This window comes from Streptomyces sp. NPDC028289, from assembly GCF_055565975.1.
Map to the genome: position 1 here is coordinate 724,185 of NZ_JBVHTI010000004.1, position 19,945 is coordinate 744,129.

15 protein-coding genes are annotated in these 19,945 nt (G+C 71.2%); 8 read left to right on the forward strand and 7 right to left on the reverse strand.

Features of this window, described 5'->3' with window-relative positions; all coding sequences use genetic code 11:
• Positions 1-31 precede the first annotated feature (31 nt).
• The gene (locus ACZ4UV_RS23305; RefSeq protein ID WP_351487952.1) at positions 32-799 is read right to left on the reverse strand and encodes an IclR family transcriptional regulator; all 768 of its coding nucleotides are present in this window, start codon (positions 797-799) and stop codon (positions 32-34) included.
• Between the two features lie 201 nt (positions 800-1,000).
• Here ACZ4UV_RS23305 and ACZ4UV_RS23310 point away from each other — a divergent pair, with 201 nt between their 5' ends.
• Positions 1,001-1,417 carry an ATP-binding protein gene (locus tag ACZ4UV_RS23310; RefSeq protein ID WP_390039534.1) on the forward strand — a complete coding sequence of 139 codons (417 nt, stop codon included), beginning with the start codon at positions 1,001-1,003 and terminating at the stop codon, positions 1,415-1,417.
• Between the two features lie 32 nt (positions 1,418-1,449).
• Here the strand turns inward: ACZ4UV_RS23310 and ACZ4UV_RS23315 are convergent, their stop codons facing one another.
• From ACZ4UV_RS23315 to ACZ4UV_RS23325, 3 genes are all read right to left on the reverse strand, one after another.
• Positions 1,450-2,754 (reverse strand): PP2C family protein-serine/threonine phosphatase, encoded by a 1,305-nt coding sequence (locus ACZ4UV_RS23315; RefSeq protein WP_451021029.1) that lies wholly within the window; start codon positions 2,752-2,754, stop codon positions 1,450-1,452.
• Between the two features lie 99 nt (positions 2,755-2,853).
• Entirely contained in the window at positions 2,854-3,609 is a 756-nt protein-coding gene (locus tag ACZ4UV_RS23320) for an IclR family transcriptional regulator (RefSeq protein WP_451021030.1), read from the reverse strand.
• A gap of 154 nt (positions 3,610-3,763) precedes the next feature.
• Positions 3,764-4,156: an ROK family protein gene (locus ACZ4UV_RS23325; protein WP_467840329.1), complete on the reverse strand. Its 393-nt coding sequence runs from the start codon at positions 4,154-4,156 to the stop codon at positions 3,764-3,766.
• 360 nt (positions 4,157-4,516) lie between these two features.
• On the opposite strand from ACZ4UV_RS23325, the gene ACZ4UV_RS23330 reads away from it, so the two are divergent.
• The 3 genes from ACZ4UV_RS23330 to ACZ4UV_RS23340 all read left to right on the forward strand — a co-directional run bounded on the left by ACZ4UV_RS23330 (position 4,517) and on the right by ACZ4UV_RS23340 (position 8,551).
• Complete coding sequence (locus tag ACZ4UV_RS23330; protein WP_451021035.1) at positions 4,517-5,428, forward strand: DUF6424 family protein; 912 nt, start codon at positions 4,517-4,519, stop codon at positions 5,426-5,428.
• A gap of 14 nt (positions 5,429-5,442) precedes the next feature.
• Complete coding sequence (locus ACZ4UV_RS23335; RefSeq protein ID WP_451021032.1) at positions 5,443-6,621, forward strand: DUF2235 domain-containing protein; 1,179 nt, start codon at positions 5,443-5,445, stop codon at positions 6,619-6,621.
• Between the two features lie 661 nt (positions 6,622-7,282).
• Entirely contained in the window at positions 7,283-8,551 is a 1,269-nt protein-coding gene (locus tag ACZ4UV_RS23340) for an MFS transporter (RefSeq protein WP_467840333.1), read from the forward strand.
• 295 nt (positions 8,552-8,846) lie between these two features.
• Here the strand turns inward: ACZ4UV_RS23340 and ACZ4UV_RS23345 are convergent, their stop codons facing one another.
• From ACZ4UV_RS23345 to ACZ4UV_RS23355, 3 genes are all read right to left on the reverse strand, one after another.
• On the reverse strand, positions 8,847-9,161 hold the full coding sequence (locus ACZ4UV_RS23345) for a hypothetical protein (protein ID WP_467840336.1): 315 nt from the start codon (positions 9,159-9,161) through the stop codon (positions 8,847-8,849).
• Between the two features lie 480 nt (positions 9,162-9,641).
• The gene (locus ACZ4UV_RS23350) at positions 9,642-12,470 is read right to left on the reverse strand and encodes an NACHT domain-containing protein (RefSeq protein WP_467840339.1); all 2,829 of its coding nucleotides are present in this window, start codon (positions 12,468-12,470) and stop codon (positions 9,642-9,644) included.
• Positions 12,471-13,332: 862 nt separating this feature from the next.
• The gene (locus ACZ4UV_RS23355) at positions 13,333-14,553 is read right to left on the reverse strand and encodes an acyl-CoA dehydrogenase family protein (RefSeq protein ID WP_467840341.1); all 1,221 of its coding nucleotides are present in this window, start codon (positions 14,551-14,553) and stop codon (positions 13,333-13,335) included.
• Positions 14,554-14,671: 118 nt separating this feature from the next.
• Between ACZ4UV_RS23355 and ACZ4UV_RS23360 the strand changes: the two genes are divergently transcribed.
• The 4 genes from ACZ4UV_RS23360 (at position 14,672) to ACZ4UV_RS23375 (ending at position 19,941) form a co-directional block, all read left to right on the forward strand.
• Complete coding sequence (locus ACZ4UV_RS23360; protein ID WP_451020433.1) at positions 14,672-15,508, forward strand: enoyl-CoA hydratase/isomerase family protein; 837 nt, start codon at positions 14,672-14,674, stop codon at positions 15,506-15,508.
• Between the two features lie 94 nt (positions 15,509-15,602).
• Positions 15,603-16,235: a hypothetical protein gene (locus tag ACZ4UV_RS23365; protein ID WP_351487976.1), complete on the forward strand. Its 633-nt coding sequence runs from the start codon at positions 15,603-15,605 to the stop codon at positions 16,233-16,235.
• A complete protein-coding gene (locus tag ACZ4UV_RS23370) occupies positions 16,232-18,826 on the forward strand; it encodes a putative PEP-binding protein (RefSeq protein ID WP_451020435.1) in 2,595 nt (864 codons plus the stop codon). Before ACZ4UV_RS23365 ends, ACZ4UV_RS23370 begins: the two co-directional genes overlap by 4 nt.
• Entirely contained in the window at positions 18,823-19,941 is a 1,119-nt protein-coding gene (locus ACZ4UV_RS23375; protein ID WP_351487982.1) for an acyl-CoA dehydrogenase family protein, read from the forward strand. The genes ACZ4UV_RS23370 and ACZ4UV_RS23375 overlap by 4 nt, the downstream gene beginning before the upstream one ends.
• Positions 19,942-19,945: the final 4 nt, after the last annotated feature.

Here is a 19,945-nt window from a genome sequence, read left to right on the forward strand (position 1 = left end):
CGCGGAGTGGGCGTCGAGGGGGCGAGGGGGCTTACCAGCGGGCGGCTCCCAGGTCTCGGGAGATCGCTCGCGCGGCCTCCCGGATCAGTGTGATCAGGTTGGGTCGGGGGCGGCCCTGGCTGTCACAGATCCGCTCGACGGGGCCGGACAGCCCGATGGCGCCCACGACGAGACCGCCGTGCCCCCGGATCGGCACGGCGAGCCCCGCCTCGCCCATGCTCATCTCCTGCACCTCGACGGCCCAGCCCGCTTCCCGGACCTCGGCGAGCGCCCGGGTGAGCTGCTCCTGGGTGACCAGGGTGTGCCGGGTGTACGCGTCCAGCCCCGACTCCACGGCGGAGTCGAGGGTCGCGGTCCCGTAGGCCAGCAGTACCTTGCCCAGCGAGGAGGCGTGCAGGGGCAGCAGCGCGCCCACGTCCAGGGTCTGGAGGGTGTCGTCCGGCCGGAACACGTGGTGGACGACCAGGACCATGCCCTCCAGGGGGGTGCCCAGGCGCACCGCCTCACCGCTGCGGGCGGCCAGGGCGTCGGCCCAGTTGATGGACCGGGACCGCAACTCGTTGACGTCGAGGTAACTCGTGCCGAGATGCAGCAGGGCGGCCCCGAGCTGGTACTTGCCGGTCGTCGCGTCCTGCTCCACGAAATCCACGTGCTGGAGGGTGCGCAGAATGCCGTGGGCGGTTCCCTTGGCCAGCCCGAGGGAGGCCGCCACCTCCCCGAGGCCGAGTCGGCGAGGCCCACCGGCGAGCAGGCGCAGAATCGCGGCCGCCCGTTCGATCGACTGGACCGGACCGGTCATGAAGCGAGCTTATTACCGTCTCGGAAGGTCTGCCGTGCGTGCGCAGGGCCGGCGGGGCACCGGAGTGAGGGGTGGCGTTCGGTAATGCCGACCTACGTTCATTGACCCGACCCGGTGTGTCTCTTTAGCGTGCTTTGAGGCCTGGCAACGTGCCGAGGTGCGTGATGCAGGGCCTGTGGCACTGACCCCTGGAGACACGAGATGGCGGTACAGCTCAACACGCGGGTGCGGGAAGCAAGCGAGTACGTCTTCCCAATGCCGCCCGTCGCCGGTGCCGTTTCGGAGGTACGTCGGCGGACCGGCGCAGTCCTGGCCGCCTGGAAGGTGTCCCCGGACGTCATCGAGGACGCACTGCTGGTGGTATCGGAACTGCTGACCAACGCGATCGTCCACGCACTGCCCCCGGCGGTGCTGCGGCTGTCCTGGATGCGCGACGCCGGACTCGGCACCCTGCGCATCGAGGTCACCGACGCGGGTCCCGCCGGTCAGCCGCCCGCGGGCATAGACCCGGACGAGCACGGCCGGGGCGAGGAGATCGTCCACGCGCTGGCGACCCGGTACGGCATCGAGACGCGTCCGGGCGCGGTGACCCGGTGGGCCGATCTCGTCGCGGTGTGAGAGGGCGGGTGCCGATCCGGGCGCCCCTCCCGTCAGCGGCCGGGTCCCGCCGAGAACACGGCGGCCGGCCGCCTTCCCCTGTCCGGTCCGCCGGCGGACCGGGTGCGCGACACCACGGGGAGGAACTCGTGGCCGTCACGCCCCTCCGGTTCCGTGACGGCCGTTCCCCGTGCCTGCGATGCGGACGGGACCGGTTCCGCCATGCCCTGCATGCACAGCAGGAGCAGTGCGGCGTCGTCGTGCAGCCGGCCGCCCACATGTGCCAGCAGTTCGTCGTGGACCGCGGAGAGGGTGTGCTCCGGCTCGCCGGACACGTGATGGGCCAGCCTTTCGGCCAGCGGGTAGAACTCACGGGCCCGGTCGCGGGCCTCGATGACCCCGTCCGTGTAGAGCAGCAGCTGGTCGCCCTCGGCGAAGGGCAGGATCTCCAGGCAGGGGGGCTCGTCGACGAGGACCTGCAGACCGAGCGGCGGAGCCGGGCGGGTGGCCTCGACCGCGGTCACGCCCCCTGACGCGGGTATCAGCAGCGGAGGCGCGTGTCCGCAGTTGACCACCTCGAGCTGTCCGGCACGCGGGTGTCCCACGACGATCGCGGTGACGAAGTCGTCGGGGCCGAGGTTGCGCGCCAGGCTCCGCTCGATCCTGCCGACGACGGCGAGGAGATCGGGCTCGTCGTAGGCGGCCTCGCGGAAGACGCCCAGGACGAGTGCCGCGATCTCCACGGCCGGCAGCCCCTTGCCGCGTACGTCGCCGACGATCAGCCTGACCCCGTGCGGGGTGGGCACCAGGGCGTAGAGATCACCGCCGATGCGGGCCTCCGCCGCCGCCGCGCTGTAGCGGACCGCCACCCGGAACGGGCCGACGGTCTCCGGGATGGGCTTGAGAACGGCGTGCTGGGCGGCCTCCGCGACCGAGCGGACGGCGGCGAGCACCCGTTCCCGGCGCCCGCGCAGTGCGCTGGCCAGGGCGCTCGCGAGGGTGACGGCCAGCAGTGCCGAGAGCACGGCCGCCAGCTCGTGCCCCGGACCCGCCTCCCTGACACCCAGCGTCGCGCCGAGCACCGCGGCGAGGAACCCCACGCACAGGACGCCTCGGGGGCCGTTGGTGCTGGCGGCCAGCGCCGGGCCGGCCGCCAGCAGCGGCAGCCAGAACATCCCTGACCCGCCGAGGAGGTCGAAGAGCGCGATGCCGGAGACGATCAGAACCGGCACCACGGGCATTCCGGCGGCCAGCTGTGAGGCGGCCCGCCTGGGGGCCGGTGCTCCAGGGCCGGCCACTGGTCTCCTGAGCGGCCGCAACGGCCAGTGGTTGCCACCATGGTCTCGCGCCTGCCTCATGTATCCGTCCGTAATCCTCACCCAGGCGGGTCTTAAGCCCGACTTATCCGTTTCATCCAGGAAAAGGGGTACGGTCGGCGGGCCACAAGGCGAGGGATTTCAGATAGTGAGCGAGAGGCCCCGGGTCACGCGGTCCGCGATCGGGATCAGCCGGGCCCTGACCTCGGGGAGACGGGAGAGCCGCTCCGCCGGGAGGGAGACGCCGAGCGAGCCGAGGACGTCACCGCGGTAGATGGGCACGGCGACGCACACCGTGCCCAGTGCGTACTCCTCGAGGTCCGTGACGGCCGGCGCCATGGGCGAGGCGTCAAGGTTGCGAAGCAGCTCCGGGAGGGTGGTGATGGTCCGGGGGGTCAGGTCGGCGAGGTCGTGCCGGGAGAGGTAGTCACGGCGGGCGTCATCGTCCAGTTCGCGCAGGACGGACTTGCCCAGCGCGGTGGCGTGCCCGGCGTCCTCGAACCCCACCCAGAGGTCGACCCGGGGCGTGCGGGGGCCGTCGACGATCTCGGCGACACTGATCTCGCCGCCCTCGTAGAACGTGAGGTAGGTGGCGGTGCCCAGCTCGTCCCGCAGCGCGGCGAGCGTCGGCCGGACCCGGCTGAGCAGTGCCTGGCTGTGGCCCGTGGTATGCAGGCTCCCCACCTTGTCACCGAGGACGAAGCCGCCGTCGGCCAGCTTCCGCAGGTAGCCGTCATGGACCATCGTCCGCAGCAGGTGGTACGCGGTGGCCAGGGGCAGGCCCGTCTCGCGTGCAAGCTGCTTCGCGGGCGCACCGTTCTCGTGTGCGCTCACCGCCTCCAGCAGACGGAAGGCGCGCTGCACCGACATGATGAGCGTGGGCTCATGAACGCTCATGCCACCAGCGTGCCCCCGACCTGCGGCACGGGCAAGACGCGGAGCTCCTGAGGCGGTGTACGCGGGCCGACACCGGTGTAGCGCAACGTGAGCCGGTGGGTGCGACGTGTCAGCGTCAGCCCCTCCGGGACGAGCAGAACGTGGGGGCCGCTGATCATGCAGCCGATGATGTGCGTGGCGCCGTCCCGGGCCGCGGCGGCGCATCCCAGGCCGAAGAGAGCCGGCTCGCCCGTTCCCGGCTCGGGGACGCGAGGAGCCCGGCCGCGAGCGCGGTACGGACGGGATCCATGATCCAGCGGGCCACCGCGATGCAGCACCCGCCGCGGACTATCACGTCGGGGTCGAACAGCGCCGCGTTTCCGGCGCGGCCGGCCCCGACGCACTCCGCGAGCCGGGCCAGTGCGCTCAGCGCGGTCTCGTCACCTCGCTCGGCGCGCCGGACCACACGGGCACTGCGTTCCGCGGAGGACTCCCCCCGCACCGGGCAATGCGGGAAGCCGTCGACTGCGAGGACGCGATACGCCGCCCCGACGGCCGCAGCGACCACCTGGCATCCCAACTGCCTTGGGGCAGCTGGGACTTCATCTCCTCGGCGACAGCCACGTGCCCCGGGAGGCCTGCTTCCGCATGCTCGACTCGATCGCTACGCGGGACCGATACGCGGGACCGATCTCCCTCAACTCGGCGTTAGGCCGAAATTCCCGAGTTCTGCCCATGCCCCGCTCCGCTGTCGTCGGCGCTGGTCAACAAGGCTGCCCGGGCTGTTGATCGCTTCGACGCCGGGCGCAAGCCGCAGTAGGCTGGCAGAGTTGCCGTTGCCAGGGCGCCCGAAGCGGTCTCAAGTGGCTGCCGCGCACGTGGCTCGGCAGACGGGACAAGGGGGGTTCGCCTCGCGAGCCGGGGAGCAATCCGTGGGGCCGGGCCGAGGAGGCCAGCCATGGCACAACCCGAACTCCAGCCCGGTGGCGTCGAATCGGAGAACCATCCGTGGCACATCCGCCTCGTCGAACACCCGAAGCGGTTCGAATCAGCGCACTTCCGTGCCGCAAAGAACACGGCGCACAAGATCCTCCACCAGATGAACGACGCCGACCTTCCCTACGGTCCCCGACCCGTCGATCCGGGGCCGGGGCCGAAGAGCTCGGAGCGCTGGGAGATGCACCACGGCGGCAGCCTCTGGGTCAAGGGAGCCGACCGCTGGCTGATGTTCCGTGCCCGGGTCGGCATCGAGTGGAGCATGCAGTTCTGCGCGGACCCCGCGAAGGTCGACCGGCTCCGCCAGGAGGCCGCCGAACTGATCGCCGCCTTCCCCCTCACGCTGCCCGCCCTGGCACAACTGGGCTACGAACAGGCCGAGGACCTGCTGCGCACGCCGGTCAAGGACGCCGACGGGGTCGAGGCGTGGACCGACTCGCTGTTCAACTCGTGCGTGCCTCTCAGCCACGGAAACCACCAGGGCATCCTCCCCACGGTGCCCGGCGAGCACCACTACCCCTGGCCGGTGAAAGGCGCGGACTTCGTCCGGTACGACGACTTCCAGCTGTGGGTGACACTGCCCGACGGCACCCATGGAGCCGTCGCTCCGGTGGACCGTCGCGGCTCGGGCGACGGGTCGGTCCGGCTGACCTTCGTCCCCGAGGGCAGTGAGGCCGCGCCATCGATCGCGGAGGCCCAGGAACACAGCCTGATGGCGGTACTGCCGGCCGACAGCGACGTGGCCATGCAGGCCTTCGCCCGGCAGATACCTCCTGGCCGGCACACCGCCGCCGGTCCGCTCGCGGCCGGCGCGACACGGCGCGGCAACCGTGTCCAGGGCTAGAGCCGAGCACTGACATGCCCCGCGCGATCGTCGTCTGCCTCGACGGCACGGGCTGTCAGGTGGGCGCGAACAACCCCACCAATGTGGTCCGGCTGACGGAGATGCTGGACGCGGACGATCCGACCCGGCAACTCGTCTACTACGACCCCGGCGTGGGGACCATGTCGTCGCCCTCCGCCCGCGGCCCGGTCGGCCGTCGCCTCTCCCGCCTCTGGGGGCTCGCCTTCGGCAGCGGACTGCGGACCAACCTCGCCGAGGCCTACACATACCTCATGCGCCAGTGGCATCCAGGCGACCTGGTGTACGTCTTCGGCTTCAGCCGCGGCGCCTACACCGCCCGCGCGCTCGTCGGCATGCTCAACAAGCCCGGCCTCATGCGTCCCGGCTCGGAGAACCTCGTGCCGTACGCAGTGGCGAAGTACGCCTTCAACCAGGACATCGACAGGAGCGAACAGGAGGTTGCCAGGTTCTCGCACACGTTCTGCCGACGCACCGACGGCGAACCGCTGTGGGAGGAGGTCAAGCAGAACAACCGACGGCAGGTCTCACACCACGCCCTGCCCGTGGCGTACCTCGGCGTGTGGGACACCGTGAAGGCGGCCGGGCTCCTGCGCCTGGGCACCCTGCAATGGCCGTACACCCACCAGTTGCCGAACGCGGCCCGCATCCGGCACGCCGTGTCACTCGACGAGACCCGCCGCCCCTACCGCGAGTTCCTGGTGACACGCCGCCCGGAGCGTCCGGACACCGCCGAGGAGGTGTGGTTCGCCGGAGTGCACTGCGATGTCGGCGGTACCTTCGAGCACGCCGAGGGCGCGCCTCTGCTCTCCACGATCCCGCTGAAGTGGATCGTCGACGGGGTCACGGGGAACCTGGTGTTCCGAGACAAGGCGTACGACACGACGTGCGCGGTCACCGAGGAGTTCGCCGCTGCTCCCGTGCACCACAACGGCCCGTTGTGGATGCTCGTCGGCCGGCGCACCCGCCCCCTGCCCGAAGACGCCGTACTGCACAGCAGCGTGCGACTGCGCCGCGAACGGGACCCCGGGTACCGCCCGGACCTGCCGGATCCACAGCAGCCGGAACGGTGGGCCGATCCTGACTGGACCAAGCCGGTCCCGCCCTCAGCGGTTCAGCCTCCGTCACCGGAACCCGGCCACGGGAAACCGCGTCTGCCCCGGCGAGCGTGGTGAAGGCCGGGCGCCACCCGTCTGTGCCGTCGAGGCCGAGACCGCCGTCCGCGCGGTGCGGGCGGTGGCCGAGCCGGGTGACGTGTCCGGCCGACTGGATGCCCGGTTCCGCAGACGCCGGTCGGTCATGGCCTGCACCTCGGGAACCTGCTTCGAGACAGATGGACCTCGTCCGCGACGTCGGCCGGGCCGGCGGCACCGGGCAGCGGCGGATCACGCATGGCTCCGGTTCCGTCAGCCGAGAGGGCCGATCCGACCGGTCACGGTGTTTCGCCCTGGCGGATTTCCGATGTCTGCAGATCTCCGCGCCCCATATCTTGAAGGCGGGACCTTTCAGGGCGGAGAAGGGCATAACGCTTTCCACCGGGGACTCCCGCGCCGTATACGCCACATCGCCCTGGGAGCGGTATAGTTCAGCCGTCAACTGCAGCTGCCTGCACGCCAGTTCCCCTTCTCTTCTCAGAGCGGAGGCCAGGTGCCCTTCGCGCGTCCCATGATGGGCGCGGATGCAACTCGGGCTACTGCGGACTGGCTTGAACAACCGTCACGAGAACCTGCCGCAGCCTGGTCTATTTCCGCACACGCATTTCCACGCAGGTGACCGGGATCTCTCCTCGCCCTCCCCCCCCCCCCCCGATACATCTATCGAAAGCCTCCCTCTTTCGTGGCCATCACCGTGCACGAGGACCGGCCTGTCGGTCGGCATGCCGCCGTTCCGTCCGGCAGTCTCTTCCGGCGAATCTATGCTCCGCGCGCGAGTGACGCGATAGCGTTTTCCATGGCGACGTACGCCATGCCGCTCCTGGTTCTGACGATTACCGGTTCTTCGTCCTTGACAGGCCTGGCGTTCGCGTTGGAGTGGACTCCGCGGCTCGCGGCGTTCGTCCCCGCCGGCAACGCGGTGGACCGCCGGGGTGCGGCGATCGTCTGCTTCATCGCCTCTCTCGCCCGGGCCACGGTGGTGGCAGCCTCGGCAGTCGCCCTTCTCATGCTTCCACGGGGCACCGCCGAGACCGCGGTCGTGTTGGCCCTGGCTGCCGTCACCGGCACGCTCTCCCAGTTCGGTTTCGTTGCCAACGAGGCGGTCGGAGCGATCGTCACCCGGCGGGACCAGGCGCGGCCTCATGGGGTCCAGGCAGTCCTCGTCGGCATCGACCAGACCGCCACGGTCATCGGTCCGCTGCTGGCCGGCTTCCTTCTCCTGGCCGGACCGGGATGGATGCTCGGGTGCCTGAGCGCAGTGTCCTTGATCGCCGCCGTCCTCGGTCTGCAGACTCCGCCGACTCCGCTCCGCGCCGCGCGTGCCGATGCCACGGGAAGTGACAGCGCGCTGCGCCTGGGCCTGCGTACGCTGCGGAAGCTGCCCGCTCTGGGCTGGCTGGTGGCCGGGCTGGCCTGCTCGAACCTCGCCCTCGGACTGCTCCAGTCCGCCAGCCCTGTGATCGTGGTGAAGACTCTCGGGCGCTCTTCCGCCGATGTCGGCGTCATGTGGTCCGCCGCCGCCGTGGCGACCCTTCTGGCCATCACGTGCTGCCGACTCGCGCTGAGCCGCCTCGACCTCTGGGGAGTGGGCGTGGTGTCCGCGACGCTCGCCTCCGCCGCGTGTCTCGCCATTACCCAGGCTCCGTCCTTCGCTGCCTACACCGTCCTGATATCGATCTTCATGGCGGGAGACGGTGGCCTCACGGTCGTGTTGCGCACGGTCCGCTCGCTGATCATCCCCACCACAGCACTCGGTGCCACGCTCTCACTGACGATGCTCCTCCTGCTGCTGCCCTTTCCCGCGGCGGGCATCCTCGTGGCGCTCACCCCGCCACCGCACCTCGGCAACGTCATAGTGGCCTGCGCCCTCGTTCAAGCTGCCGCTCTGCTCACCGCCTTCACAAGGCTGCGCAACGAACCCACGCTGCGCATGGTCGCCAACCGGAGGTGAAGGACTGCGCTTTCACTCAACGGACAGGACCAATCCCAGCAGCGCTTCCGGACCTTGTGGACTGCACCCCCCGGAGCTCGGTGGCCATTGCGGTTCCATGGAACTGCCCGCCGGGCGGACTGACGACGCCCTCGACCGCGATGCGCAGCCACGGCTCGTCAGGCCGGCAGAACCAGCATTCACGGCAGGGCGCGGCCCAGCCGAGCACGCTCCTGCCGCGGGCCGTCACCGGCGCCCCGCGACGGCAACACGTCGGCGGGGAGGGACCGGAGACGTCCGTGGGGGCCGCGCTGCGTCACGCGGGATGGTCCACCGCGTCGTTCCGCAACTGCACCGCCGCCAACAGGCTCAGCCCGGGCTCGGCCTGCCGCAGCGCCTTCACCGCCGCGGCGGAGGTGAGGTCTCCCGAGAAGCCGACATCGGCCAGCCGGGCGCGGACCCAGTCGCCACGCAGCCGGCTCTCGGGGACCGCAGCGGCGGATTCGGCGATGGTGACCGCATGTTCCAGGCCCGCGCGAGTCTCGGCCGAGGCGCCGGCGAGCGCCTCGCGCAGTGCCGCCGCCACCACCTGCGCGTCCCGGATCACCACGATGTTGTCGCTCTTGCCCATCTCTCGCATTCCTTTCGCGGAAAACAGCTGTTCTTTCAGGACGCGCGTCCGGCGGATGCGGTTTGACGAGGCGCCGACGAGATGCCAGGCGCAGCATAAACGGACGGCCTTTCCCCTCACCGGTTCGCCCGCCGGTACGGCGCACTCGGCCCTTGGCCCGCCGTCAGGCTGCCGACGTCCACTGTTTCACCGGCGGAGCACACGACGCAGCAGTCGCCGGGCCTCGGTGACGCCTCCATGGTGGGCACGCGCGCCTCTCCGCCCAAAACTATGGCGTCCGGCCACATACGCCTCTCACCTGCACGTTCCTATGGTATGGCGACACGCCGCAGCCTTCCTGGCCGTGCGCCCGAATGTGACCACCGGCTTGTGCTGCGGTCACACCCGGCAGCGGCACGAGGCGCCCTTCGACATGTGCGCGCTGAGCCCAGCCTGCACCGGCGTCAAGGCTGGTCCGGTGCCAACGATCCCGGTGGTGACCTAATCGGCCACTCTTATCGACGCGTGAGGGAAAAGGGCGCGGAGGCTGGCACGAGCCATGCGGTGGCCCGGCCCCGGGCCGACGGACAGACTCAGGGCTTCCACCGAGGGGAAAGCCTGCGGGAGCGGCTCCAGCACGGCTTCGGCTTCCGCGCCGTGGAGGTCGAGATGGCGGATCCGGGGAAGACGCAGACCCGATCTGGCGGCGTAGGAGGCGTGCCGTGCCGACAGCCCCAACCGATGCAGCATGGGGAGTTCCTGCAGACTCGCCAGCGAGGTGTACTCAGGGCACTCGGAGATCGAGAAGACTTCCAAGAGCGGGAATCTGCCCAGCACCGACATGTCGTCGACGGTGCCGCGCAGGTCGAGGCGGGCGAGCTGGCCCGGATCCAGGTAGACGAGGAGGCTTATGGCCTTGAAATCGCCCACCAGCCTGATCCACGGGCGGCCGCCCAGTTCCCGTAGGGCACGGAGTTCCGCCACGGAGTGAGCTATCAGGTAGAGGTCGTCGTACGGGAGGTCGGCGATGACCTCCCTGCCGTAGGCCTCTATTGCGAACCGGTGCCAGAACAGGGCTAGTTGACTTCGCACCCTCTGGGATGGGTGGTTTCTGAAGCCAGCCAGGTATGCAATCGCCTCGTCGGTTCCGATAAGGGACGCCGTTCTGACGCACAGCTGGGCATACTCGTCGCTGTCCGATGCGGGCCACGTGCCGGCCAGTTCCTCCGGCCCCGGTAGGAAGTCGAGGGCGAGCGGTCCCACCGAGGTGAGTTCACTCACCGCTTCGGGTGTACGCGGCGGAACCAGCGCGGACATGCCGCGTTCGAGTTCGGCCCGTACAGCCGGGTCCAGTTCCGTAGCCTGTTCGACGCAGGATGCGGCGAGCACTACGGCCCGGGCCGACCCGTCGTGCAACAGCTCCCGCAGGATGTCCGCCCGATCGCGAGGACGCCCCTGCGCCACCGCCATGCGGATGACGTCCTCCCACTGGTCGTCGGCAGCATGCTTGCGGACCATCCCGAACGTGCCCTCGTCCAGGAGGGCCCGCGCTCCCAGGAAATCCTGGAAAGTGCGGTGGCAGAAGTCGATGGTCTCAGGGGTCGGGGCGCGCAGCAGGCCGCTGCGATTGAGCAGGCGGGTAAGAACGTTCTCGGGCTCGCCCAGAGCAGCCATCTCGGGCAGGGCGGGCAGTGCCTTGCCGATCTCGGTGAGAGCACGGTCGCGGGTCATCTCCGTTCGGCCGTCCTTGATCAACCAGTACGCGAGCCGCTGGAGGATCTGGAGCTGCGGTTCCTCCCGAAGCTCGGCCCCCGCCACCCCGCGCTCGCGGTCACGGCGAGTGAGGAGCATGCTGAGCGCGGCCTGGTACAGCTCCTTGCGGCCGATCGGCAGGAAGCCATGGCGGTCCCGGTGCAGGGCGCAGATCAGGCCGCACATCAGCGGGTTGGTGGCGAGTCGCCCCAGATCGGGTTTGGTCCGGATGGCGTGCAGGAGTTGAGTCTCGTACGAGGCGAGAGCCTCGTCTTCCTCGGACGCTCCCGTGCGCGCGGCCATATGCCAACGTCCGACGAACGACTGGACATCCGCAGGGCGCATCGGCGCCAGCCTCAGTTCGACGAACTCCTCGTCCGCCAGCCACTCCTCGGCCACGGCGGACGGGCGGGAAGTCACCAGCCAGCGATTGCCCGGGTACGCCTCGGCCAGATCGCCGAGCCAGCCGTGTGCATGTGCTCGCTCGCTCTCCGGGACTTCGTCGATGCCGTCGATGAGAAGGAGTCCGCGTCCGGCCGCGAGGACCCGGGACTGCCAGCCGGGCGGCTCCTCACCGGCCAGGGGCGCGCCCACAGCGGCAAGGAAATCCTTGGGGGCGGGGAGGCGACCACCGTGGCGGGTCAGGGTGCGCAGTGGGAGAACGAAGGGGATCAGGCCGGCAAGATACGCCATCCGGTCGTCGCGGTCCTGGCGTGCGGCGGAGACGGCCAGCCACTGGATGAGCGTGGTTTTCCCTGATCCGGCCTCGCCGCGCAGAAGGACGCGGTCGTGGTCGGCGAGGGCCTCGTCAGCGGGCTGATGACCCTGCTGGAACCGCGGGCGGCGACGCAGGAAGTCCTCGTACGCCTCCACGGGCGACGTGGCCTCCAGACGCAGGTACGCAACGTCCAGCGGCCACTTGCCTGGTGAGTTGATCAGGTCGATGCCGTAGATCTGCAACCGGCCGTGTTTCTTGGTGAGGTAGGAGAGCAAGCGTCGCTCGAAGGCCGCGTCACGGGCGTCCGGCCGTGGATTCCGGGTGATCAGCTCGTCCAGTTTCGCGATGACCTCAGACTGATCACGGCTCTGCTCCACAAGCGTGCGGGCCACAAAGGTCGAGCGCTGCGTGAAGAAGTTGATGATGTGGACGCAGGCCCACTCGGTGAGGGAGTCCAGGAACAGTGAGGCGTCGACGGACAGGTCCCGGGTGGGAGCCCCGTGGTGAAGCTTGCGCGCCAGCTCCCGGTAGCCGAGCCGTACCGCCTGCACGTCATCCATGTCGAGCTCGCCCAGCACAAGCAACTTGGCCGTCAGCGCATCTGTGACAGCCGCCTCCTCATCCGGAGGGAAGGGCGCCTCTCCCGGCGACTCCACTGCCTCCCGGACCAGGCGGGCGGCGAGCACACGCACGTCCTTCTCCGTCAAGGACCGCTTCTCGCCACGGAAGGAGACGAGGGCCGACAGCCGCACGGGCCTGTCGACCAGCCCGGCGCCCGGTTCCTCCTTCACGAGCAGCTTCTTCACCAGCGGAGCAACCACGCTCGAAGCAAGGCGTGTGCCGATGACTGCGGGATCCATCCGACGCCCCCCAAGCCTGTGAACCGCCGCAGCCAGCGTAGTCACCGTTCCGTTCCGACGTGCCTCGATCTTGGGAACCGGTGTCCGGTCCCACTGGGCTGGTGGTGTTCCGTCTGTCCCAGGTGAGAGTCGGTCATTCCCGGCGCACACAGCTGAACGTGCCCGACTTTTTTCCGTACAGGATGCACATCCACCCCCACGGCGAGGTCCGGCTGAGCAGCAGGGCACACCACTCGGCACACCCTCGCCGCACAGACCGCGAGAGGGCCGTCGCACGGCTCGCTCACCACGGCCGCCGACAGCCCTGACCTCTACCAGTGGCAGCCCATCGGTCTCGCGGTCAGCCACCGCCCGCACGAGGGCCCGAACGTCTTCGAACTTGGCGGCCGCCGTCGGACGATCGTCGACGAGTGGCGCGGCCAGGGAGTCCTGCGCTCGGACGGCCTCACCACCTGGGAACACCAGGGCCTGATCCTCGACAAGCCGGGTGGCCGCTCCGACGGCGGGATCACCACCGGCCGGTACGCCGATGCAGTCGTCCGAGGAGTCGGCCTGCATCTTCTGCTTCCCCACGTGGGCCGCGGCCGGGACGCCTTCCACGCCATCCGCCGCTCCACACCCCAGGTCGCCACCGTCCGGGTCGTCGACGACGCCCTGGCACGGCGACCCGAACGACCCGTTCGGATCATTTGTCCCCCTTCCCCAATCTCCGGATTCCAGTCGACGACGTAGTCGCGAGCAGTCGACCGCCCGTCCGGTGCACAGAACCGCGCGGTGCACGTCCGGGCTGCGCGGCGGGACATGGCCTGACCCCACGGATCTCGGGCGAGACGGGCACCGAACGCCTCCCACGGCGACGCCGTCATGAGCCGTCGGCCGCCCCGGTTCGCGGCTGTCGGTAGGGCCGCACGGCGCGGCGTGCAATGGCGAAACGGTGCGTCTCGGAAGGGCCGTCGTAGATCCGGAACGGCCGCACCTCCCTGAGCAGACGGGCCAGCGGGGCGTCGGCTGACGAGATGCCGAGCGCTCCGCAGATCTGCACCGCCCGGTCGACCACCCGGTTCACCGCCTCCGCCACGAAGGTCTTGGACACGGAGGTGAGTTGCGAGGCGGCGGTGGAGCCGGTGTCCAACTCCCAGGCGGTACGGAGGATCAGCGCGCGGCTCGCCTCAATGTCGATCTCGGAGTCGGCCAGCATCTGCTGGACCATGCCGAGGTCTCCCAGCACCGAGCCGAACGCGGTCCGGCTGCCCGCCCTCTCCAATGCGACGTCCTGGGCACGGCGAGCGGCTCCCAGCCAGCGCATGCAGTGGGTCAGCCGGGCGGGACCGAGCCGGACCTGGGCGCCGTCGAAACCGCGGTCCACCGCGCCGAGCACCTGCTCCTCCCCCACCACGCACTCCTCGAAGACGATCTCGCTGTGCCCCGCGAAGAGCGACTCGTCCAAGGTCTCGATGGTCCGGACGATGCGCATGCCGGGAGTGCCGGCGTCGACCAGGAACATGGTGGCACCGCCCGGGTCGCCGGGACTGCCGGAGGTACGGGCCATGACGATGGCGAAGCCGGCGCCGTCGGCTCCGGTGATGAACCACTTGTGGCCGTCGATGCGCCAGCCACCGGGAACCCGGGTCGCGGTGGTCCGCAGGGAGCGTGGATCGGCACCCGCCCCGGGAGCCGGTTCGGTCATGGCGAAGCAGGACCGTGCCTCACCCGCGGCGAGCGGACGCAGATACTTCTGCTTCTGCTCTTCGGTGGCCACCTTCTCCAGCAGATGCATGTTGCCCTCGTCCGGGGCCGCGCAGTTCAGCGCCAGTGGTCCGAGCAACGAGTAGCCCGCGGCTTCGAACACCACCGCCTGCCCGCGCAGGTCGAGCCCGTGCCCGCCCCACTGCCTCGGCACATGAGGAGCGAAGACACCCGCGTCACGCGCACCCTTCTGCAGGGCTTCCCGCAGGGCCTCGGGAGCGTCGTGCACGGACCCGCCGCACTCGCGCTCGGCCGGGATCACCACTTCGCGTACGAACTCGGCGGTGGACGCCGCGAGTTGGGCAACGGGCGGATCGACATCGAACTGGATGGGCACGGGACCTCCCGCCGACAGGCATACGGGCATCGGCGCCCGTCGCGTCCTAGAAACTGTATAGCTTCTTCAGTATCTTGCCGAGAGGCACCCGGTGACGGGAAGACGACAGGAGAAAGCCATGAGCCTCCCCGCGAACGCCGATCCGGTCCGGATCGTGCGCCACCCCGACGGTGTCGTCGAGGTGAGGCTGGACGATCCCGGGCGGGGCAACGCCCTGGACCTCACGACCGCGCGGGCACTGCGGGACACGACCGCCGAGGTGGCGGCGGACCCGGGCGGCGCGGTCCTGCTGCGGGCGGCGGGCGGCAGCTTCTGCGTGGGCGGTGACCTGCGGGCCTTCGCCGGTCGCGGCACGGAGACCGGTGCCTATGTGCACGCCGTGGCAACCGCCGCACACGCCGCGATACAGACCCTGCACGACCTGCCGGTGCCCGTGGTCACCGCCGTGCGCGGCGCGGCCGCGGGCGGCGGGATCGGTCTCGCCCTGGTGGGTGACATCGTCCTGGCGGCGCGGTCCGCGCGCTTCCGGCTGGCGTACACGGCGATCGGGCTCACGCCGGACTGCGGGGCCTCGTGGTTCCTGCCGCGCCTGGCGGGTCCCCGCCTGGCGGCGGACCTGATCCTCACCAACCGGGTCCTGACCGGCGACGACGCCGAACGGTTGGGCCTGGTCTCCCGGTCCGTGGACGAGGAGGAACTGGACGACGCGGCGCACCGGACCGCCGCCGGTCTGGCCGCCGGCGCCGGCGGTGCGCTGCACGCCGCGAAGGGCCTGCTGCGCGCCGGCACCGGGGAAGAGCTGCGCCGTCACCTCGCCGAAGAGGCGCGGTTGATCGCCTTGCTGGCGGACGGCGGGGAGGCACAGGACCGCATGGCGTCGTTCCTCGGCGCCCGCGGCCGCCCGAAGGCGGGCGACAGTGGGGCCGGGGCCAGGGAACCCGAAAGCGTTTCTTGAATCCCTCTTCACTAACGCCCCGCCCGGAGCGTAACCTCCGGGCAACACAGAACCGAGGAACCGGTCACCACTGAACCGGGGAAAAGGTGTGGCGATGCAATCTGCTGCCGTGGACCTTCCGGACGCTCCCGACGAGAGCCTCACCGAAGCCGTCGTCGACCTCGTTCTGCGTGGCATGTGGCGCGGCCGGCCCGAGTCCGAGCACCGCCCTCTGGTCGACGCGGGGCTGGCGATGGTGAAGGGTCCGGTGGTGCTGCCGACCGAGCGGGCCAAGACCGCCGCCTCGCGGATCCTGCGGGTTGCCTCGGGATCCGAGCAGGAGGAGCGGATCACCGCGGCGTACGAGGCCTTCCTGCCGGTCAACCGGAAGATCCGCGACGTGTGCACGGCCTGGCAGTGCCGCCCCGACGGCACCGCCAACGACCACTCCGACAGCGGTTACGACGCCGAGGTGCGCGAGTCGCTGGAGGACGTGCACGAGGCCATCCAGCCTGTGCTGCGGAGGCTGGAACGGGTGCTCGCGGGCAGCGGACGGTACCTCACGGCCCTGGAGGAAGCCCTGGACCGCTTCGACGACGGCGCACTGGAGTGGCTGGCGTCGCCGCTGTGCGACTCGTACCACACCGTGTGGATGCGGTTGCACCAGGAACTGCTGCTGGTGCTGGGCATCAGCCGGGCCCAGGACGAGGCCCGCGAAGAAGAGCTGGTCACAAGGAGCCGGGGTTGAGCGTCACCGACCGCGAAGCGGGCCCGCTCGCACAGTCCGAGGCTCCCCGCACACCGTCCCAGACCCCTGGCCGGAGCCTGGTGCCCTACGGGCAGGGACGGATCCGGGGCCTCGACGCGGCTGAACTGGGCGCGCACGGTGCGGCGATGGACCGGCTGGTGGCCCTCGGGCTGCCGGTCGTGCCGGGCCTCACCGTGCCCACCGGCGCCTCCGCCTCGCTGTGCGAACCCGACACCGCCGGATCCGCCGTCGATCTGGTCGAACAGCTCTCGGGACGGCGGATCGGCGACGCGACCCGGCCGCTGTTGCTGCGCCTGTCGGCGAGCGCGCCGACCGAGATCGCCGGACTGCCGCCCGACCTGGCCTGTCTCGGCGTGACTCCCGGCAATGCGGGCGACCTGTGCGCCGTCATCGGACGCACAGAGGCGCTGTACGAGGTGTGGGCCGCCACCGTGCGGATGATCGCCGAGTACGCCCTCGACGTCCCCGGTGCGGTGCTCGACGACGCCCTCCTCGACACGCCCGAGCCGCGGGCACGGGTCGAAGCACTGCTGGCGCTGGTGGCGCAGCGCGGCTCCGGGCCCTTCCCCGACGACCCGGCGCAGCAGCTCGCGCTGGCCGCCCGCGCCCTCCTCGGCCGATGGGACTCGCCGCGTGCGAGAAGGTCCCGCCGGGCCCAGCGGCTCCCCGCCGATCTCGCCGTCGCCCTGCACGTGCAGGCGCTGCGCATCGGCCCGGCGGACCACTCGGGCTACGGCACGGCGGTCAGCCGCCACCCCGAGACCGGGCGCCTCGCTCCCCAGGGCTCCTTCTTCCGCGGGGTGCGCCGCAGCGCCCCGCCGCCCCACACCAGTGAACCGCTCGAGCGACTCGCGGGGGGAACCGCGCTGCTGGAGCACTCCCTGCTCACCCTGGAGCGCCATCTGCAGGCACCGGTGTCCGTCGACTTCGAGGTACGCGACGACGAGATCTCCCTGCTCGCCGCTGCGGCGCAGCTGCGCCCACCGCTTCGGGCGTCGGTGTGTCTGGCCGCGGACCTGGCCCGGGACGGGGCACTCGGCCATGAGGAGGCCGTACGGCGCATCACCCCCGTGCAGGTGCAGGAACTGCTGCACCCCCAGCTCCGGCTGACCGGTGGGGAGGAGCTCCTGGTGAGGGGGCTGCCCGCATCTCCGGGGGCGGCGACCGGAGCGGTCGTGCTGTCCAGTGAGCGTGCCCTCGAACTGGCCGCGGACGGTACTCAGGTCGTGCTCGTGGCTGCCGAGACGAACCCGGCGGACGTCCCCGGGATGCTGGCCTCCGTCGCCGTGCTGACCGGCAGCGGCGGCATCGCCTCACACGCCGCCGTGGTGGCGCGGGGCGCCGGCAAGCCCGCGGTGTGCGGCGCCGAGGGTCTGCGCGTGGACCGGGCCGCCGGGACGGTGCGGATCGGGGACCGGGTGCTGCGGGAGGGCGACCCCGTCTCTCTGGACGGCCGCACCGGCGCCGTCTACGCGGGGGCGCTGAGCGTCAGTGTCGCCGGACCACCGCCCGAGCTGTCCACCCTGCTGGAGTGGGCGGACGGCATGCGTCGGCTGGGTGTGCGGGTCAACGCCGACACGGCCGCGGAGGTGAGCACCGCCATCGCCCTGGGCGCGGAGGGCGTCGGGCTGTGCCGTACGGAACACCAGTTCCTCGGCGAGCGGCTGCCGCTGATCCGCCGGGTGATCCTGGCCGCCGACCCGACGGCCCGCGAGGAGGCGCTGTCGGCGCTGGAGCACGCCCAGCACGAGGACTTCAGGGCTCTGCTGGCGGCGGTCGGCAACCGCCCGGTGACCGTGCGCCTGCTGGACGCCCCGCTGCACGAGTTCCTGCCCGCCCCCGGACAGGCCCTGGACACGGCCGAGGAGCAACGGGCCGCCGCGCTGCGCGAGGCGAACCCGATGCTCGGGCTGCGCGGAGTGCGGCTGGCGCTGCTGCACGAGCGGCTCTACCCGGCGCAGGCCGAAGCGCTCTTCACCGCCTGGGCCGATGTCGCCGCCACCGGAGTCCGCCCGGAGCTGGAGGTGATGATCCCGCTCGTCAGCCTGCCGGAGGAGCTGGCCGCCGCGGCCGCGTACGTGCGCGGTGCCGCCGATGCGGTCGCCGCCCGCACCGGAGCGGATGTCCCGTACCGGCTCGGCACGATGATCGAGACCCCGCGGGCCGCGCTGCTGGCCGGTGAACTCGCCGAGCACGCCGAGTTCTTCTCCTTCGGCACCAACGACCTCACGCAGCTCACCTACGGATTCTCCCGGGACGACGTCGAGCGCCAGGTGCTCGCCACCTACCAGGAGCGCGGGTTCCTGGCCGCCAGCCCGTTCGCCCGGCTCGACCCGCACGGCGTGGGTGCCCTCATCGCCCTGGCGGCACAGCGGGCGCGGAGCGTACGACCCGGCATCAAGCTGGGCGTGTGCGGTGAGCACGGCGGTGACGCGGAGTCGATCGCGTTCTGCGACGACCTGGGCCTCGACTACGTCTCGTGTTCCGCGCACCGCGTGCCGGTGGCCCGGATGGCGGCAGCGCACAGCGCCCTGCGGGAGCGGCGCGGCGAGAGCGGGAGCGCACGATGACGAGCACCGTGACAGACGGCACGGCCCTGTCGGACACCGAACTGGACGACCTGCGCGAGACCGTTCGGTCGGTGTGCGCTGACGCCGGCGGCACCGCCGCGGTACGCCGGATGCCCGAGGAGGCCCCCGGCATCGACGCCGGGTTGTGGGACACGCTCGGCCGGCAGGTCGGCCTCGCGGCCCTCGGACTGCCCGAGCCGGCCGGCGGCATCGGCGGGCTCGCCGAGATCGCCGTGGTCTGCGAGGAGTTGGGCAGGACGCTGGCGCCGGTACCGCTGCTCTCCTCCACCGTGCTGGCCGGGCAGGTGCTGGCCGGCTGCGGCACCGCCGACAGGGCACTGGCCGAACTGGCCGAGGGCACGGTGCACGCCCTGGCGGTGGCGGCCCCCGACGGAGCGTGGCGGTCCGACGCCGTGCCGGTGGCCGTCTCCTGGCAGGGCAGCGTGCCGCTGCTCGACGGCACCGCGCCGTTCGTCCTCGACGGCGCCGACGCCGAAACGCTGGTGGTGGCCGCGGCCGGCGCCGACGGCGTGGACCTCTTCCTCGCCGACCCGCGCGAGCCGGGGGTCACGGTGCGCCGGGTGCCGACCCTGGACCTCAGCCGGGGCCAGGCGGTGGTCGCCTTCTCCGGTGCCCGGGCCCGGGCTCTGACCGCCGGCGGCGAGGGGGCGGACGTCGTCTCCCGCGCCCTGGACGTGGCCCTGGTGGCTCTGGCCGCCGAGCAACTGGGCGGAGCGCAGGCCGCGTTGGACATGACGGTGGCCCACGTGCGCGACCGTACCCAGTTCGGCCGGGCGATCGGCGGCTTCCAGGCGGTCAAGCACGCCTGTGCCGACATGCTGCTCCAGGTCGAGGCCGCTCGGTCGGCCGTGGTGCGCGCGGTGCGGGGGGCCGGCTCGCCCGAGGCGCTGGCCGAGGCGGCGGCGGTGGCACAGGCGTGGTGCGGCGAGGCGTTCGTGTCCGTCGCCGCCGAGTGCGTGCAGCTGCACGGCGGCATGGGCTTCACCTGGGAGCACGACGCACACCTGTACTTCCGGCGCGCCCAGTCCGACGCCGTCCTGCTGGGCGGCGCCGCACACCATCGGGAGCGGCTGGCCGGGCTGCTGGGCTGGTGACATG